The 14,589-nt window shown below is 75.3% G+C and carries 12 protein-coding genes; 2 read left to right on the top strand and 10 right to left on the bottom strand.

Going from position 1 to position 14,589, the window contains the following annotated elements:
- Positions 1-212 precede the first annotated feature (212 nt).
- Entirely contained in the window at positions 213-1,601 is a 1,389-nt protein-coding gene (locus K353_RS15410; protein WP_233533601.1) for an AarF/ABC1/UbiB kinase family protein, read from the top strand.
- Between the two features lie 109 nt (positions 1,602-1,710).
- On the opposite strand, the gene K353_RS15405 is transcribed toward K353_RS15410, so the two are convergent.
- The 5 genes from K353_RS15405 to K353_RS15385 all read right to left on the bottom strand — a co-directional run bounded on the left by K353_RS15405 (position 1,711) and on the right by K353_RS15385 (position 6,827).
- Positions 1,711-2,781, bottom strand: a complete 1,071-nt coding sequence (locus K353_RS15405) for a phosphotransferase (protein ID WP_111554169.1) — start codon at positions 2,779-2,781, stop codon at positions 1,711-1,713.
- Positions 2,782-3,016: 235 nt separating this feature from the next.
- On the bottom strand, positions 3,017-3,262 hold the full coding sequence (locus K353_RS15400) for a hypothetical protein (protein WP_030459980.1): 246 nt from the start codon (positions 3,260-3,262) through the stop codon (positions 3,017-3,019).
- Positions 3,263-3,426: 164 nt separating this feature from the next.
- Positions 3,427-3,795, bottom strand: a complete 369-nt coding sequence (locus K353_RS15395; protein ID WP_370447606.1) for a WhiB family transcriptional regulator — start codon at positions 3,793-3,795, stop codon at positions 3,427-3,429.
- Between the two features lie 170 nt (positions 3,796-3,965).
- Positions 3,966-4,382, bottom strand: coding sequence for a hypothetical protein (locus K353_RS15390; RefSeq protein ID WP_111554168.1), 417 nt, complete (start codon positions 4,380-4,382; stop codon positions 3,966-3,968).
- Positions 4,383-4,541: 159 nt separating this feature from the next.
- Positions 4,542-6,827, bottom strand: coding sequence for an ATP-dependent DNA helicase UvrD2 (locus K353_RS15385; protein ID WP_370447605.1), 2,286 nt, complete (start codon positions 6,825-6,827; stop codon positions 4,542-4,544).
- Positions 6,828-6,986: 159 nt separating this feature from the next.
- Here K353_RS15385 and K353_RS15380 point away from each other — a divergent pair, with 159 nt between their 5' ends.
- A complete protein-coding gene (locus tag K353_RS15380) occupies positions 6,987-7,238 on the top strand; it encodes a mycoredoxin (RefSeq protein ID WP_111554167.1) in 252 nt (83 codons plus the stop codon).
- Between the two features lie 21 nt (positions 7,239-7,259).
- Here the strand turns inward: K353_RS15380 and K353_RS15375 are convergent, their stop codons facing one another.
- From K353_RS15375 to K353_RS15355, 5 genes are all read right to left on the bottom strand, one after another.
- On the bottom strand, positions 7,260-8,180 hold the full coding sequence (locus K353_RS15375; RefSeq protein WP_111554166.1) for a GntR family transcriptional regulator: 921 nt from the start codon (positions 8,178-8,180) through the stop codon (positions 7,260-7,262).
- A 215-nt stretch (positions 8,181-8,395) separates the two neighbouring features.
- Positions 8,396-9,337 carry an NAD(+) diphosphatase gene (gene nudC, locus K353_RS15370; protein WP_111554165.1) on the bottom strand — a complete coding sequence of 314 codons (942 nt, stop codon included), beginning with the start codon at positions 9,335-9,337 and terminating at the stop codon, positions 8,396-8,398.
- Between the two features lie 70 nt (positions 9,338-9,407).
- A complete protein-coding gene (locus tag K353_RS15365; RefSeq protein ID WP_111554164.1) occupies positions 9,408-10,805 on the bottom strand; it encodes a dipeptidase in 1,398 nt (465 codons plus the stop codon).
- A 185-nt stretch (positions 10,806-10,990) separates the two neighbouring features.
- On the bottom strand, positions 10,991-13,816 hold the full coding sequence (locus tag K353_RS15360; protein ID WP_111554163.1) for an FtsX-like permease family protein: 2,826 nt from the start codon (positions 13,814-13,816) through the stop codon (positions 10,991-10,993).
- A complete protein-coding gene (locus tag K353_RS15355; protein ID WP_111554162.1) occupies positions 13,813-14,577 on the bottom strand; it encodes an ABC transporter ATP-binding protein in 765 nt (254 codons plus the stop codon). The genes K353_RS15360 and K353_RS15355 overlap by 4 nt, the downstream gene beginning before the upstream one ends.
- Between the last annotated feature and the right edge of the window lie 12 nt (positions 14,578-14,589).

Raw genomic sequence — 14,589 nt, 5'->3', positions numbered from 1 at the left:
GCGGGCGGCCGTCGGGGCCGGAGCCGCCGGGCGGGTCCGGGAGCGCCGCTGTACCGACCGCCGGCGGGGCGCCGGTCGGTCCGGAGGATCAGGAGGTCCGGTGAGCGATCTACCGCGCAAGGCGAGGACCGGCCCGGCCCGGCCGGTCGCCCACCCGTGCGCCGGGGCGGCTCCGGCCACCGCCGGCCGCACCGTCCGGACGGAGGCGGCGGATGTCTGACATGCCGCGCAAGGCGGTCTCCCGGACGGCCCGGCTGGCGGCCCTGCCGCTGAGCTTCGCCGGGCGGGCCACCCTCGGCCTGGGCAAGCGCCTGGGCGGACGGCCCGCGGAGGAGGTGGCGGCCGAGCTCCAGGCCCAGACCGCGGAGCAGCTCTTCGCCACCCTCGGCAAGTTGAAGGGCGGTGCGATGAAGTTCGGGCAGGCCATGTCGGTCTTCGAGTCCGCCCTCCCGGAGGACGTCGCGGGCCCCTACCGGGCCGCGCTCACCAAGCTCCAGGAGTCCGCCCCGGCGATGCCGACCCGCACCGTGCACGCGGTGCTGGCCGCCGACCTCGGGGAGGACTGGGCCGACGGCTTCCGCTCCTTCTCCGACCAGCCGTCCGCCGCCGCCTCGATCGGCCAGGTGCACCGCGCCGTCTGGAAGGACGGGCGGGACGTCGCGGTCAAGATCCAGTACCCGGGCGCGGGCGACGCCCTGCTCAGCGACCTGAGCCAGCTCTCCCGGGTGGCCCGGATGCTGGGTCCGCTGATCCCGGGCGTGGACATCAAGCCGCTGATCGCCGAGCTGCGCGAGCGGGTCACCGAGGAGCTGGACTACGGGCTGGAGGCGGAGTCCCAGCAGCTGCACGCCCAGGAGTTCGCCGGGGACGCCGACATCGTGGTGCCCCGGGTGGTGGCCCAGTCCGGGCGGGTGCTGGTCACCGAGTGGCTGGAGGGCAAACCGCTCTCCCAGGTCGTCTCGGACGGCACCCGGGCCGAGCGCGACCGGGCCGGGCAACTGCTCGCCCGCTTCCTGTTCGCCGGTCCGAGCCGCACCGGCCTGCTGCACGCCGACCCGCACCCCGGCAACTTCCGGCTGGTCAAGACCGGCCGCACCGCCGCGAGTTGGAAGCTGGGCGTGCTCGACTTCGGTACCGTCGACCGCCTCCCCGGCGGCCTGCCCCGCACGATCGGCACCTCCCTGCGGCTGGCCCTGGCCGGGGACGCCGGGGCGGTGTACGACCTGCTCAGGCAGGAGAACTTCGTCCGTCCCGGCATCTCGCTCGACCCGGACGCGGTGCTCGACTACCTGCTCCCGATCATCGAGCCCACCCGCGCCGAGCAGTTCACCTTCAGCCGCCCGTGGATGCGCACCCAGGCCGCCCGGATCGCCGACCCGCGCTCCCCCGCCTACAACCTCGGCAAGCAGCTCAACCTCCCGCCCTCCTACCTGCTGATCCACCGCGTCACCCTCTCCACCATCGGCGTCCTGTGCCAGCTCGGCGCCACCGTCCGCCTGCACGAGGAGCTGCTCCGCTGGCTGCCCGGCTTCGCCGGACCGGGGAACGAGCCGGAGACCGGGCCGGCAGCCGGGCCGGAGCCGGGGCCGGAAGCCGACTGAGCCGGGGCCCGGGCACCCGTGCCTCCGGGCGACCGGAGGCACGGGTGCCCGGTCGCCCCGGCCGACGCTCGCGGGCGGCGGGCTGGCGGGCTCGCGGGTTCCCGGGCGGTCAGGCCCGTTCGGCGGGGAGCGGGGTGGCGGTGGGCCAGGCGGTACGGGCGCGGGCGGCCAGGGTGGCGCAGAAACGGCCGAAGACCGGGAGGGCGGTGTCGGCGTCGGCGAGTTCGGCGACCACCCGCAGGCGGTGCAGGAGGCGGCGGCGGGCGGTGGCGTTGCCCCAGGTCCAGTCGCCGTGGTGGAGGCGGGACAGGTGGTCGGCGGTGCCGCGTTCAGCCTTGGGGACGAGGGCGTCGCCGCGCAGCAGCCAGCCGGCGCAGGCGTCGGCGAGTTCGGCGGGGGTGGCGGCCTCGGTGCCGGTGGCCGCGCGCCAGGCGGTGCGGTAGGCGGCCTCGGCCTCGGCCAGCACGGCGGCGGGCGGGGCGGTGGAGCACCAGCAGGTGGGGAAGCCGATCCGCAGGTAGGCGAACTCGACGGCGCCCGGGCCGAGCGCGGACTGCTCGAAGTCGACGAACCGGACGCCGTCGGCGGTGTGCAGGTCGTTGCCGGGGCAGGGGTCGCCGTGCAGCAGCGCGTGCCGGACGGGGGTGGCGGAGAGCCGGTCGAGCAGCGCCTCGGCCTCGGCGCGGGCGCCGGGCGGGGCCGGGACGTCGAGGATCCGGGCCAGGGCGATGAAGCAGCCGAGGTCGCGTCCGGTCGGGCCGGTCCAGGCGGGCAGGTCGGTGCCGGGGGCCGTGCCGGCGAGGTCCTGGAGGTCGGCGGGGGCGCTGGCGTGCAGCCCGGCCAGCGCGGTGGCGTACTCGCGCTGCCAGTCGGGGCCCGGGGTGCGGTCCTCCAGGCGCTCCAGCACCAGCAGGCGGGCGGCCGGGTCGGTTCCGAGCAGGGCGGGCGCCACCGGGCGGCCGGGCCGGCCGGGCCGGGCGGCGAGGGAGAGCCCGGCCGCCTCGCGGGCGTAACGGCCGTCGGCCCCGGGCGAGTCGACCAGCTGCTTGACCACCACGGGGCGGCCGGAGAGCTCGGCCCGCCAGACCCGGGAGCGCGGGCTGCTGACCAGGCGGCGGACCTTGCGCGGCGGGCCGAGCTCGGCGCGCAACCGCTCGCCGAGCGGGAGGGAGGACCACATGGGGGCCATCCTTGCACGACCCGTTCGAGCGGCGAACAGCAGTACGGGAGCATGGAGTTGGACGCCCGGCACCCGGGTCCGGTGGAGGCCCCTGGAACCGCAGGAGCCGAAGGAGCCCTGGAGGCGGCGGGAACGCGCCGACGGCCGGCTCCCCGGGGGCGGGGAGTCGGCCGTCGGCGTTCAGGGGTGGGTCACCGGCGGGGCCTCGCGGCCGGCCGGCGGGGTGGAGCGTCCGTCACATCAGGGCGACGGCGAGGGCCTTGCGGGCGCGCAGCGAGGCACGTTCGGCCCGGCGGCGCAACCGCGCCGCGCGCAGCACCCGCAGGCCGAGGCGTTGCTCCTCGGCCTCGTGGAGGCGTTGCTGCATATGCGCGCGCGCCAGGGATTCTTGGAGGAGATTCATCTCGAGGGTCCTGTTCTGGATCTGGAGTTCGGTGGTCTGCTCGGAGCGGACGGTCGGATCGATGCCGGCGGGGTTCATGTGGTGGTCCTGCTCGTGGTGCGTGGTCGGGAAGGGACGGGTCAGTTCTGCGTCGGCCTTGGCGGCCGCGATGCGTACCGAGTGGCGCAGAGCGGTGTCCAGCGGGGGCTGCTCTCCCCTGCGGACGGCTCCGGTGCCGCTGCGGTCGGCCCTGGCTGCGGGGTTCACGCCATGACCTCGGTCTTGCGCGGACGGCCACGCGGGCGCTTCCGGGCGACGACGACGCCCTGCACGAAGAGCTCGCCGCCCCAGACGCCCCAGGGCTCGCGGCGCTCCAGGGCACCGGTGAGACAGGCGGCCTTGACGGGGCAGGTGCCACACAGCGACTTGGCGTACTCGACGTCCGCGGGGGTCTCCGCGAAGAAGACCTCCGGGTCGAAGGCCCGGCACGGGATGGGGAGCCCGAGCGAGCCAGCCTCGTCGATGGCGGTGAGCTGCATGAGTGTTACCTCCGGGGGGTGGGCCTGGTCGGCCTCGATGGTCTTGTCGGTCGGTACGGACGGGAGGGGCGGCGGTGTGATGACCGTGGACACTGTGGGCGTCTTCCTCGTCTTCGATGTGGATCCGGCCGTTCCGCGGTGCGGAGCGGTCCGGAGGCCCCGGGGGGCCTGGGTGGTCTTGCGTACCGGACAAAACAGAAGGGCCGCGGAACCCGGTTGCTGGGTTTCCGCGGCCCTGGAGGCACCGCCCGTGACTGGTTCAGTCAGGGTCGTTCGCTCCAGGGTCCAGGCCCGCGAAAAGCCTGCTTCCGGCCGGCCTCGGCGCCGTGGACGGCGGCTTCGGCCAGGGAGATCTGCTGGTCCTGCTTGTTGCTTCCGGCACCGATGACCGTGGCATAGCGCCCATGCAGGGCCTCTGCCACTACTGCCTTCGGTGCCTTGGTCGGTCGCTCGTCGGACAGCGAAATGCCGCCGCCGAACGTCGCCCAGTCACGGGAGAGACCTGCCTCGACACGGGTGGCCACAGCATTGCCGAGATCACTGACAAGGCAGTGCTCGGACCGCAGGACTCCGGCGTCGCCGCCGGCCGTGCCCAGACCCAGACCCAGAGCGCTGACGCGCGAGGGCATGGCGAGGGTGGTCATCAGGTCGGTCACTTTGGTGATCATCTTGGTCTCCACTGAACTCGCCTCCTCTCGGCGTCTCGCGGTACCCGGTCGCCCGGGCTCCGGTATCTGGTTGATGGTCGGTGCACGCAGAAACAGGCCCTCTGCGAGCTTCGCGGCCTCGTCCCCTTGACCGCTCCGGCAGGCTATTGCGCCGTCCATGCGGCGCGCAAACTATTTTTCCGGCGAGTTCTCAGCCTGGTTCCCGGCTTCGCCCTCGGACGGGGCGGCCTCCGGTTCGCGGTCGGTGTCCTCCGCCGGCTCCGGACTCTCCCCCGCACACAACGAGAGCACGTCGGCGCCGTACTTGTCCAGCTTCATGGCGCCCACTCCGGAGATCCGGGACAGCTCCGCGAGGCTGCCCGGCACGTCCTCCGCGATGGCCGTCAGGGTGGCGTCGGTGAACACCACGTAGGCCGGGGCGCCCTGCTCCCTGGCCTTGACCGAGCGCCACTCGCGCAGCCGCTCGTAGAGCGCCTCGTCCATCGTGGACGGGCAGCCCTCGCAGCGGCGGAGCTTGCGCTCGACGGCGTCGGTCAGGGTGCGCTCGCAGACCCGGCACTTGACCGGGCCGCGCGCCCGGCGCGCGGCGGAGCGCTCCGCGCCCGGCTCGACGCCCCCGCGCCCGCCCCGGGTGCGCGCGCCGGGGCCGGAGGAGCCGGGGCGCAGGCCGTCCAGGAAGCGGGTGGGCTTGCGGGAGGCGCGGCCGCCCGGGGAGCGGGAGAGCGACCAGGAGAGGGTCAGGAAGCGGCGGGCCCGGGTGACGCCGACGTAGAGCAGCCGGCGCTCCTCCTCGACCTGCTCGTCGGTCTTGGCGTAGATGATCGGCAGCGTGCCCTCGCTCAGGCCGACCAGGAACACCGCGTCCCACTCCAGGCCCTTGGCGGCGTGCAGCGAGGCGAGCGTGACGCCCTCGACGGCGGGGGCGTGCTGGGCGGCGGCCCGGGCGTCCAGCTCGGCGACGTAGGCGGCGAGGTCGGCCGGGGCTCCGGCGGACCGGCGGGCGGCCTCGAACTCCTCGGCGAGGCGGACCAGCGCGTTCAGCGACTCCCAGCGCTCGCGGACGGCGCCGGAGCCGGCCGGCGGGGCGGGCGCGAAGCCGCGGGTGGCGAGCACCGCGCGGACCTGGGCGGCGAGGTCGGGCGCGCCGGAGGTCAGCGGGTCATCGGCGGCCCGGGCGGCGCCCTTGAGCAGCACGCCGGCCTCGCGGACCTCGGGGCGCTCGAAGAACCGCTCGGCGCCCTTGAGCTGGTAGGCGATGCCGAGGTCGGCGAGGGCCTGCTCGTACACCTCGGACTGGCCGTTGGTGCGGAACAGCACGGCGACCTCGCTGGCCCGGACGCCGGTGCCGAGCAGGTCGCGGATCAGGCGGGCGGTGGACTCGGCCTCGGTCGGCTCGTCCGGGTACTCGCGGTAGACCGGCTCGGGGCCGGCCTCGCGCTGGGAGACCAGCTCCAGCCGGTGCTGGGCGGCCTGGCCGCGGGCCTGCGCGAGCAGCCCGTTGGCCAGGTGGACCACCTGCGGGGTGGAGCGGTAGTCCCGGACCAGCTTGACCACGGTGGCCTCGGGGTGCCGGTGCCGGAAGTTCAGCAGGTGGTCGGGGGTGGCGCCGGTGAAGGAGTAGATGGTCTGGCTGGCGTCGCCCACGACGCAGAGGCTGGCGCCGCCGTCGGAGCCCGTCCACTGCTCCAGCAGGCGCTGCTGGAGCGGGGAGACGTCCTGGTACTCGTCGACGGTGAAGTGCCGGTACTGGGAGCGGACCTGGTCGGCGATCTCCGGCCGGTCCTCCAGGACGGCGGCGGTGAGCAGCAGCACGTCCTCGAAGTCGATCAGGCGGCGCTGCTGCTTGGCGTGCTCGTAGGCGGCGTAGACCCGGGCGATCTCCGCCGGGTCGCGCGGGGCCTCGCGGCCGGACTTCGCGAGGGCGGCCGGGTAGTCGTCGGGGACGACCTGGGTGACCTTGGCCCACTCGACCTCGGCGGTCAGGTCGCGCAGTTCGGTGCGCTGGACGCGCAGGCCGCTGCGGCCGGCCGCCTCGGCGACCAGCTGGACCTTGCGCTCCAGCAGCCGGGGGAACTCGCCGCCGATGGCGCGCGGCCAGAAGTACTGGAGCTGGCGCAGGGCGGCCGAGTGGAAGGTGCGGGCCTGCACGCCGTCGGCGCCGAGCTGGCGCAGCCGGCCGCGCATCTCGCCGGCCGCGCGGGCGGTGAAGGTGACGGCGAGGACCTGCGCGGGGTGGTAGACGCCGCTGCGCACGCCGTAGGCGATCCGGTGGGTGATGGCGCGGGTCTTGCCGGTGCCGGCGCCGGCCAGCACGCAGACCGGGCCGTGCAGGGCGGTGGCCACGGCGCGCTGCTCGGGGTCGAGGCCGGCCAGCACCGCGTCCGCCCCGGCGGGGGCGTGGCCGTACTGCGGGTGGGGGCCGTCGAGCCCGAGGAGGTCTTCCTGCATGCCCTCCATCCTCGCAGGCGGGCCGGACAGTTCGGACGGGGTTGTCCACAGGCGGTCCGAGGTGGTCGGATCGTCGCACCGCCACCCGCCCGGAATGGGCCGGGGCCGCCGGGCGTTGCACCGGGCGGCCGTCCGGCCACCGTCCGTCGACCGAAGGAGTCCCCCGCCATGTCCGGCACCGTCACGATGTACAGCACGACCTGGTGCGGCTACTGCAACCGCCTCAAGAGCCAGCTGGACCGCGAGGGCATCGCCTACACCGAGGTCAACATCGAGCAGGACCCGGCCTCGGCGTCCTACGTGGAGTCGGTGAACGACGGCAACCAGACGGTGCCGACGGTCGTGGTGGTCTCCGCCTCCGGCGAGCAGAGCGTGATGACCAACCCGAGCCTGCGGCAGGTCCAGTCCGCGCTGGCCTGATCGAATTCGGTCCCGATCCGGTCATTTTCGGTCCAATACCGGTCGTCGACGGTCGAATTCCGACTGAATGCCGACCGCGATCCGGACGAATTCCGCCGGAGGACCGACCGGTACTGATCGGAATTCCGGCCCCGGCGGCCTCAGCGGCGCGGACCGGCATTCCGCCGCGGCGTCGCCGAGCTCGTAGAGCAGCCGGGCCCGGTCGGCCGCGTAGCGGGTCTCCACCACCCGGATCGGGCCGCGCCGGTCGCTGCTGATCCGGGTGTTGACCAGCAGCGGCACGCCGGGGCCGAGGCCGAACCAGGCGGCCTCGGCCGGGTCGGGCATCCGGGCGGTGAGGTGGTCGGTGGCGGCGGTCTCGGTCCGGCCGAGCTGTGCCAGTATCCGCTCGTCGCCGCCGGGGACGGGCCGGTCCTGCATCAGCGGGGTGCCGGCGGCCAGCCCGGCCCGGTAGTGGCTCTCCTCGATGGCGTAGGGCTCCTGGTCGACCCGGCAGAGCTGACGGCGCATCATCACGGTGTCCTCGGGGCGCAGTCCGAGCCAGGCGGCGATGTCCCGGCGGGCCCGGACGGCGGCCACCTCGAAGTCCACGGTGAGCTGCCGCCCGGCGGCGGCGGCCTCGGCGGCGTACACCTCGCCGCTGGGGGTCAGCGGTTCGCGGCGGACCTGCCGGGGCGGGCGGGCGTGCACCCGGTGGTCGTGCCGGGAGGGCTCGCGCAGGTAGGTGCCCTTGCCCTGGACGCGCACCACCCGGCCCTCGTTGACCAGCACGTCCACGGCCAGCCGGACGGTGTTGCGGGCCACCCCGTACTGCGCCTCCAGCTCGGTCTCGACCGGGAGGCGGCCGCCGCCCTCCCACTCGCCGGACTCGATGCGCCGGCGCAGGTCGGTGGCGAGCTGCTGGTACTTGGGCGCGGGGGCGGCGCGGCGGTGGATCGTCACGCGAGTGAATGTAGCCAGTGGGCTCGCGCGATTTCAGCGGAATGCGACAACCGTGCCGGGGAACGGAGTTCGGGAAACCCGGCCGGAACGTTCCGGGTGCGCCCGAACCATTCCGGCCGACCGGTCGCGGCCCCCCGGTGGACGCACGACGGGGGCGTGCGGATCACTCCGTACGCCCCCGTCGGGCGGGAAGCAGCGGCGCCGGGCGCCGGGCGTCACCAGCGGGCGGCCGCCGGCAGCGGTTCGCCGTACCAGAGTTCGACCAGGTACCGGGCGATCGAGATGCCGGACGGCGGCAGGATCTCCCCGGCGGCCATCCCGGCCCGCAGCTCCTCCCGGCTGAACCAGCGGGCCTCGGACAGCTCCTCGCCGTCCACGGTGATCCCGGTGCCCCCGGGCAGCGCCCGGCCGAGGAAGCCGAGCATCAGGCTGGACGGGAACGGCCAGGGCTGGCTGGCCACGTACGCGACCTCGCCGACCCGGACCCCGGCCTCCTCCAGCACCTCGCGGACCACCGCCTGCTCGATCGACTCGCCGGGCTCGACGAACCCGGCCAGCGTGGACCAGCGGCCCTCCGGCCAGAGCGCCTGGCGGCCCAGCAGGCAGCGGTCCTCGGGGTCGGTGATCAGCATGATCACCGCCGGGTCGGTGCGCGGGTAGTGCTCGGCCGCGCAGGAGGTGCAGCGGCGCAGGTGGCCGGCCCCGGCCTTCTCGGTGCGGTGGCCGCAGCGGGAGCAGAAGGAGTGCAGCCGGTGCCAGTGCTCCAGGGCCACGGCGTGCACCAGCAGCCCGGAGTCCCGGTCGGAGAGGGCGCTGCCGACCTCGCGCAGGCCGGCCGGGCGGGCGTCGCCGTCGAGCCGGCCGGGCAGCGACTCGCAGTCCAGCGCGAAGTAGTGGGTGCCGTCCTCGTCGGTGCCCAGGAAGTACCGGTCGCCGGTCACCGGGGCCTCGAAGGAGGGCAGCAGCACCAGTTCGGTGCGGTCCTCGGTGTCGACCACGAACGCCTCGCCGCCGGCGATCGGCAGCACCCGGGTGCTGGGGTGGCTCCAGGCCGCGGCCAGCCACGGCTCGTCCAGCCGGCGGTGCGCCGCCCGGTCCACCCCGGCCCGGGCCAGCGCGAGGCGCTTGGTGTCGGGTGCGCTGCTCAACTCGTCCATCCCCGTTCGCTTCGCTTCAGTACGGCAGGTACGGCAGGTACGGCAGGTGCGGCAGGTACGGGGCGCGTCGTCACGGTCGGAAGTTCTCCGCGAGGTCGCCCCACAGGTGGGCGGAGGTCTCGACGCCCTTGCGCAGCAGGTCGAGCTCCACCTTCTCGTTGACCGAGTGCCAGCCGTCCGAGGGGACCGAGATGCCGAGGAAGAGGACCGGCGCTCCCAGCGCGTCCTGGAGGTCGGCGGCCGGGCCGGAGCCCCCCTCGCGGGTGAACAGGACCTTCTGCTCGAAGGCCCGCTCCATCGCCCGGACGGTGGACCGGAGCGCCGGGTGGTCCAGCGGCGTCAGGCAGGGGCGGGTCGCGCCGGGGAAGGCGATCTCGTACCGGATTCCCGCCGGGACCCGCTCGGAAACCCAGGCCGCGACGGACTCCCGGACCTTCTCCACCTCCTGCCCGGCGACCAGCCGGAAGGAGAGCTTCAGGTGCGCCTCGGCCGGGACGATGGTCTTGCCGCCGGGGCCGGTGTAGCCGCCCCAGATGCCGTTGACCTCGGCGGTCGGCCGGGCCCAGACCCGTTCCAGGGTGGTGTAGCCGGCCTCGCCCAGGGTGCCGTGCGACTTGGCGACCTCCAGCCACCGCCGCTCGTCGAAGGGCAGTTCGGCGAAGAGCGCCCGCTCCTGGTCGGTGAGTTCGACGACGCCGTCGTAGAAGCCGGGCACCGCGACCCTGCGGTCGGCGTCGTGCAGGCCGGCGGCGAGTTCGGCGGCCACCGCGGCCGGGTTGGGGACGGCGCCGCCGAAGGAGCCGGAGTGGATGTCGCTGTCCGGGCCGTACAGGTCGATCTGGCAGTCGGCCAGGCCGCGCATGCCGGTGCAGACGGTCGGGGTGGTCTCGGACCACATCCCGGTGTCGGAGATGATCACGACGTCGGCGGCCAGCCGCCCGGCCTCGCGGCGCACCAGGGCGGCGAAGTTCGGCGAGCCGGACTCCTCCTCGCCCTCGACCAGCAGCTTGAGGTTGACCGCGGGCGCGGTGCGGCCGGTGGCGGCCAGGTGGGCGCGGACGCCCAGGGTGTGGAAGAAGACCTGGCCCTTGTCGTCGGCGGCGCCGCGCGCGTACAGCCGGCGGCCGACCACGGCGGGCTCGAACGGGTCGGTGTCCCAGCCGTCCTCGCGGGCGGCGGGCTGCACGTCGTGGTGGCCGTAGACCAGCACGGTCGGCGCGCTCTCCTCGCCGGAGGGCCACTCGGCGAACACCGCCGGCAGCCCGTCCGTCTCCCACACCTCGGCGACCGGGAAACCGGTCGCCCGCAGCTTCTCGGCCAGCCACTCGGCGGAGCGGCGGACCTCGCCCGCCCGGTCCGGGTCGGCGGAGACCGAGGGGATGCGCAGCCAGTCGGCGAGGTCGGCCAGGAAGGCGTCCTCGTGCCGGTCGATGTAGGAGCGGACGGCGCTGTCCGGGGTTTTCGTCATACGGACGACTTTAGTTCGCCCGGACGGGTGCGTGCCCACGGCCTCCCCCGGCCGTGAGCACGGTCACCCGCCCCGGTCCCCGCACCGCGGCCCCCGCCGCGGTGCGCCCGCCCCCACCGCGGCCCCACCGACGGCCCCACCACGGCCCCGCCGCGGCCCCCGGGGCCGGTCCCCCCGCGCCCGGTTCACCCGGCCCGGCGGGTCAGTCCGATCCCGGAGCGGGTGAGCGCCGCGGCCAGCAGCACCGCGACCAGCGGCAGGCCGATCAGCAGCCCGGCCAGGTCCGCCCACGGGACCGCGATGACGGCGTCCTGGTGGCCGACCGGCACGCCGTCGGCCCAGACCGTCGAGTTGCGGGCCTCCAGCAGGCGCAGCGCGACCGCCGGGACGGCGCCGCAGAGCAGGCCGAGCACCGTGCCCATCGCGGCGATCACCCCGCACTGGAAGCCGGACAGCCGTCGCCGGATGCCGCCGGAGGCGCCGACCGCGGCCAGGGTGGCCAGGTCCTGCTGGGAGTCGGCGGCGGCCAGGCCGGTGGCGATGCCGGCCGCGCCGAGGGCGACCAGGGCGGCGAAGGCGGTCAGGCCGAGCATCCGGATGCTCCGGTCGGCCCTGAAGCCCTGCTCGACCTCCAGGTAGACCCCGTCGTCGAGCTTGGAGACGTGGGCGGTGGCCTTCTGGACGCGGCTGTCGGCCGGTGCCGCGGCGGGCTTCCACAGCGCCCCCTCGGCGCGGACGCCCAGGCCGGCCCGCCGGGCGGTCTCCGGGCTCATCACGGCGCTGGCGAACGGGAGGGGCGCGTGCACCTCCACGGCGTCCAGCGCGAGGTCCCGGGTCTTGCCCCGGTAGTCGTCGGCGGCGATCTGGGCGGGGGTCGGCGGGTCTTCGGCGCGCAGGGTGACCCGGCCGTCGGCCACCCGGTCGGGGCGGAGCACCAGGACCTTGCCCGCGGCCAGGGCCTGTTCGGCGGCCGGATCGTGCAGGTCCAGCAGGTTGTGCAGCAGGGCCGGGCCGCCGATCAGGGTGTCTCCGAACAGACTGGCCAGGTCGGTGGGGAGGGCCCGCTCGGCGGTGCAGCGGGCGTCGGCCATGGCCCGTTCGCGCTCCTCGTCGGTCTTGGCGTCGTCCGCCGGGCAGCGCCGCTCGGGGGTCTTGAGGGTCTGGACGTACCCGCACCGGTAGCCGCCGCGGCAGTCGCCGGGAAGGGCGGTCGGACTCAGCACGTCGGCGCGGTCGCCGAGCTTGCCGAGGTCCTGCTCGACGGCCTGGCGCAGGGGGCCGAACCGGGTCTCGTCGAGGTCCGAGCTGCCGCCCTGCATCAGGGCGACCGCGCCGGCCGGCAGGGTGGGCCGGTAGTCCCGGCGCTGCTGCTCGACGTCGCTGGCGTGGTAGACGCCCACCGCGACGGCGCCGGCCACGGCGGCCATCACGGCGGCCACGGCGGGGGCGGTGCGGCCGCGGTGGCGGACCGAGTCGCGCAGCGCGAGCCGCGGGCTGAGCGGCAGGTGCCGGCCGAGCCGTCCGAACAGGCCGATCAGCAGCGGGGTGCACAGCAGCATGCCGATCTCGGCGATGACCGAGCCGCCGAGCAGGCCCGGCACGGGGGCGGTGTTGGTGACGGCGCAGAGCAGGGCGAGCGCGGTGCCTCCGGCCACCATCACGGCGCCGAGGAGGGCGACGAGCCGGTTGGCGGGCTTGCTGCCGCCACGGCCGGTGAGGGCCTCCACCACGTCCTGCCGGGAGGCCTGGACGGCGGGGACGACGGCCGCGAGCAGGCCGGTGACCAGTCCGACCAGGGCGACGGCGAGCAGGTCGAGGGGCTGGACGTCGAGGTGGCCGAAGCGCTGGCCGCCGTACTCCTCCAGCGGGCCGCGCAGCAGGCCGACCAGGCCCACGCCGCCGAGCAGGCCGAGCACGGCGCCGCCGGTGCCGAGCACCGCGCCGCCGGCCAGCACCACCGCGCGGACGTGCGAGCGGTCGCCGCCGCCGGCCGCGAGCAGGCCGAGCTGGCGGCGCGAGCGGCGGGCGCCGACCGCGAACGCCGGTCCGGCGAGCAGCACGATCTCCAGCAGCGCCATGCCGGGCACCAGCGCGGCGACGGCCAGCACGCTCTTGTTCACGTGGGCGCCGCTCTGGTCCTGGGCCGCGTAGTAGGGCACCTCGGCGCGGGCCGGCGGGTGCAGCAGGACGGTCCGCGAGACGGCCGTGAAGCCGTGGTCGTTGAGCTCCTTGACCTTCGGCCAGTCGACCTGTGCCCCGCCGGGCAGCTTGACCAGCCAGGACTTGGTGTTCACCGGGCCGCTGTCGGCGGAGTCCGGGTCGGCCTGGGCGAGCGGGGCGAGCAGCGAGCCGGGGCGGCCGTAGAGCATCGCCTCGTCCAGCCGCGCCGGGTTCTCGGCGACGGCGGTGATGGTGTACGGCCGGGCGTCCAGGCCGCGGAACGCGGTGCGGTCGCCGACCCGGAGGCCGGAGCGGTCCAGGAAACCGCGGGTGACGACGAGCTGGTCGGGCTGGGTGGGGGCGGTGCCCGCCACCAGGTTGAGCTTGCCCTTCCACACCGGGTCGGTCAGGTCGGCCTCCTCCACGGTGACCGACATCCGGCCCTCCTTGGTGGTGGCCGAGGTGCTCCTGTAGTCGTCGGTCGGCACCAGGACCGCGCCGGGCAGCAGTTCGGTGAGCAGTTGCGCGGGGTCGGTGGTGGCGCTGCGCTGCTGCGCGGGGGTCCGCGGCTGGTCCTTCTCGGGCATCCTGCTGGTGCTGTTGTCGCCGTCGGGGCTCTGCAGGACGGTGCCGCCGGGCGTCGACGCGGTGACGGCCGCCTGGGCGGTGCCCATCTGCCGGGCGGCCTTCTCGGCCGGTTCGAGCTGGGCGCTGCGGGCGATCACGTCCACGCCGGCCACGCCGAGCACCGGCAGCGCGATCATCGCCAGCACCAGGGCGCTGCGGCCCTTGGCGCGGGCGGCGTCGCGGCGGGCGATCCGCAGGGCGGCGCGCCAGGCGGTCGGCTTCACCGCTGTCCGTCCTTCCGCGCGTTGGTGGCGGCGGTGACCAGCAGGCTGCCGGCGTCCTGCCGGGCGGTCTCGTCGACCAGCAGGCCGTCGCGCAGGAACACCACCCGGTCCGCCCAGGCGGCGTGCCGGGCCTCGTGGGTGACCATCATGGCGGCGGCGCCGGCGTCGCAGCGGGCGCGCAGCACGGCGAGCACGGACTCGCCGGTGGTGGAGTCCAGGGCGCCGGTGGGTTCGTCGGCGAGCACCAGGCGGCGGTCGCCGATCAGGGCGCGGGCGATGGCGACGCGCTGCTGCTGGCCGCCGGACATGTCGTCGGGGAAGCGGTCGGCGAGTTCGGCGATGCCGAGCTCCTCGAGCGCGGTGAGCGCCTCCCGGCGGGCGGCGCGGGCGGAGACCCCGTCCAGTTCCCGGGGCAGCGCGATGTTCTCGGCGGCGGTGAGCGCGGGGATCAGGTTGTAGTCCTGGAACACGTAGCCCACCGAGCGGCGGCGGACGGCGGCCAGCTTCTTGCGGTCCAGGTCGCCCAGGACGGTGCCCTCGACGACCACCCGGCCGCCGGTGGGGCTGTCCAGGCCGCCGGCCAGGGTCAGCAGGGTGGACTTGCCGGAGCCGGAGGGGCCCATCACGGCGACCAGTTCGCCGGGGTGGACCCGCAGGTCGACGGCGCGCAGCGCGTGCACCCGGGCCGCGCCCTGGCCGTGCGTCCGGCTGACCTGGTCGAGGTGCAGCACGGGCTCGGCCGGCTTGAGTTGTTCGGTCATCGCTCCCCCAGG

Origin of the sequence: Kitasatospora sp. SolWspMP-SS2h, from assembly GCF_003259315.1 — a bacterium.
Classification (GTDB): Bacteria; Actinomycetota; Actinomycetes; order Streptomycetales; family Streptomycetaceae; genus Kitasatospora; species Kitasatospora fiedleri.
Note: the sequence above shows the minus strand (reverse complement) of the source record. Positions and strands in the feature narration are given on the sequence as shown.

Bases quoted from the DNA above. Each gene is read 5' to 3' on its own strand.
- K353_RS15385 (WP_370447605.1), bottom strand. From the start codon at position 6,827: ATGGAGGGCATGCAGGAAGACCTCCTCGGGCTCGACGGCCCCCACCCG.
- K353_RS15410 (WP_233533601.1), top strand. From the start codon at position 213: ATGTCTGACATGCCGCGCAAGGCGGTCTCCCGGACGGCCCGGCTGGCG.
- K353_RS15355 (WP_111554162.1), bottom strand. From the start codon at position 14,577: ATGACCGAACAACTCAAGCCGGCCGAGCCCGTGCTGCACCTCGACCAG.
- K353_RS15405 (WP_111554169.1), bottom strand. From the start codon at position 2,781: ATGTGGTCCTCCCTCCCGCTCGGCGAGCGGTTGCGCGCCGAGCTCGGC.
- K353_RS15400 (WP_030459980.1), bottom strand. From the start codon at position 3,262: ATGAACCCCGCCGGCATCGATCCGACCGTCCGCTCCGAGCAGACCACC.
- K353_RS15380 (WP_111554167.1), top strand. From the start codon at position 6,987: ATGTCCGGCACCGTCACGATGTACAGCACGACCTGGTGCGGCTACTGC.
- K353_RS15365 (WP_111554164.1), bottom strand. From the start codon at position 10,805: ATGACGAAAACCCCGGACAGCGCCGTCCGCTCCTACATCGACCGGCAC.
- nudC (WP_111554165.1), bottom strand. From the start codon at position 9,337: ATGGACGAGTTGAGCAGCGCACCCGACACCAAGCGCCTCGCGCTGGCC.